This window comes from Nonomuraea sp. LPB2021202275-12-8, assembly GCF_037044575.1.
Classification (GTDB): domain Bacteria; phylum Actinomycetota; class Actinomycetes; order Streptosporangiales; family Streptosporangiaceae; genus Nonomuraea.
Map to the genome: position 1 here is coordinate 1 of NZ_JBAHWD010000096.1, position 2,596 is coordinate 2,596.

Annotated in this window: 1 protein-coding gene; it reads left to right on the plus strand. The window is 73.5% G+C overall.

All coding sequences use genetic code 11. The annotated features are described in order from the left end of the window. Positions 1-2,596, plus strand: a 2,596-nt coding sequence (locus V5E28_RS48765) for an amino acid adenylation domain-containing protein (protein ID WP_336217151.1), incomplete at both ends; no start/stop codon positions are given.

A 2,596-nucleotide genomic window follows, 5' to 3' on the forward strand; every position in this document is an offset into this window, starting at 1 on the left:
CCTGCCGTTCGAGCGGCTGGTGGAGGCGCTCAACCCCTCGCGCGGCAGCCACCACCCGCTCTTCCAGACCATGCTGGCGCTCAACAACGTCACCGGCCACGACCTCGACCTCGCCGGCGTCACGGCCGCCGAGCAGCCGGTCGGCTTCCACGTGGCCAAGTTCGACCTCACTGTCGCCCTGACCGAGGAGCACGACGCCGACGGCCGGGCGGCCGGGATGAGCGGCATGATCGAGTACGCCGCCGACCTGTTCGACCGCGACACCGTGGAACGGCTCGCGCTCCGCTTCCAGCGGCTGCTCACCTCCATGACGGCCGCCCCCGACCACCCCATCAGCGCCCCCGAGCTCCTCACCCCGGACGAGCGGCACCGCATCCTCCACGACTGGAACGCCACCGCGGACACCGACTATCCGGTGCGCACCTGCGTTCACGAGCTGTTCGAACGGCAGGCACGCAGCACCCCGGACGCCGCCGCCCTGTCCTACGGCGACCGCACGCTCACCTACGACGAGCTGAACGCGCACGCCAACCAGCTGGCCCACCTCCTGATCGAGCGCGGGGTGCGGCTGGAGGACCGGGTCGCGCTCGCCATGCCGAGCTGCGACCTCTGGGTCGTCGCCATCCTCGCGGTGCTCAAGACCGGCGCCGCGTTCGTGCCGATCGATCCCGGCTATCCGGCCGAGCGCATCCGGTACATGCTCGCGGACTGCCCTCCGGCGCTCGTGCTGAGCACCGCCGAGTGGGCCGCCGGGCTGCCGGAGGACGGCACGCCACGGCTGCTGCTGGACGACGCGGCCCGGCTCTCCGACGCGCCCGCGACCGACCCCCGCCGCCCGATCATGCTCGGCAACGCCGCCTACGTCGTCTACACCTCAGGCTCGAGCGGACAGCCCAAGGGCGTGGTGGTGGCGCACGCGGGCGTGGGCGACGTCGTGGCCGGCCAGCGGCACCGCCAGGCGGTGGGGCCCGGCAGCCGCGTCCTGCAGCTCGTCTCCACCAGCTTCGACGCGGCCCTGTGGGATCTGTTCGGCGCCGTGCTCTCGGGCGGGACGCTCGTCCTCCCCGACGGCGAGCGGCCGCTCGGCCAGGACCTGATCGACTTCGCCACCGAGCACGAGATCACCCACGTCGCCATTCCACCGGCCGTGGTGGCTGACCTGCCCGCCAACGGGCTTCCCGCCGGCCTCGCGCTGACGGTGAGCGGCGAGGCGTGCTCCCCGGCGCTCGCGGCGACCTGGTCGGTCGGCCGCAGGATGTTCAACGGCTACGGCCCGACCGAGGTGACGATCGGCGCGACCATGTGGGAGTGCGAGCCCGGCCGCGCGCCGAACCCCGTACCCATCGGCACCCCGTTGATCGGCAAGAGCGTCTATCTGCTGGACTCCGGCCTGCGGCCGGTGCCGGCGGGGGTGGCGGGTGAGCTCTACCTGGGCGGTGGCGGTCTGGCCCGCGGGTACGCCGGCCGTCCCGGGCTGAGCGCGGGCCGGTTCGTGGCCTGTCCCTTCGAGCCGGGCACCCGGATGTACCGGACGGGCGATGTGGCGCGGTGGCGGGCCGACGGGGTGCTGGAGTTCGTCGGCCGGGCCGACGACCAGGTCAAGCTGCGCGGCCTCCGGCTGGAGCCGGGCGAGGTCGAGGCGGCGGTGGCCGCTCACCCGCAGGTGGCGCAGGCGGTCGTCACCGTGGCCGAGGACGGCTCGGGCGAGCGGCGGCTGGTGGCGTACCTGACGGCCACGGACGCGCGGGCGGTGCCCGGCGCGCGGGAGCTGCGGGCGCACGTGGCCGCGCTGCTGCCGGACTACATGGTGCCGGCGGCGTTCGTGCCGCTGGAGGCGTTGCCGCTGACGCCGAACGGCAAGGTGGATCGGCGGGCGTTGCCCGTGCCCTCCTTCGACGGGCTCTCCACCGGTCGCGGGCCGCGTGATCCGCGTGAAGAGGTTCTGTGCGGTTTGTTCGCCGAGGTGCTGGGCGTGGGCCGGGTGGGCGTCGACGACGGCTTCTTCGAGCTGGGCGGGCATTCGTTGCTGGCGACCCGGCTGATCTCCAGGATCCGGTCGGTGCTGGGCGTGGAGCTGAGCGTGCGGGAGCTGTTCGCGAACCCCACCGTGGCGGGGATCGCGCGGCGCGCCGTGGCGGGAACGACCCGTCCGGCGCTGACGGCGGCCCCCCGCCCCGGCGTCGTGCCGCTGTCGTTCGCGCAGCAGCGGCTCTGGTTCCTGCACGAGTGGGAGGGGCCCAGCGCCACCTACAACATCCCGGTCGCTCTGGGACTGTCCGGTCCGCTGGATCGAGAGGCCCTCACCGCCGCGATCGGCGACGTGGCCGACCGGCACGAGAGCCTGCGCACCGTCTTCCCGGCCGTGGACGGCGTGCCGTACCAGCAGGTCGTCGAGGCCCGTCCGGTCGTCGAGGTCGTCGAGTGCCCGGAGGAGGAGTTGACCGCACGGATCGATCAGGCCGTCGGCCACGCCTTTGACCTGGCCGCCGACCTGCCGGTCCGCGGATGGATCTTCAGGCTGGGGCCGGAGGAGCACGTGCTGTTGCTGGTGATGCACCATATCGCCGCGGATGGCTGGTCGATGGCCCCCTTCTGC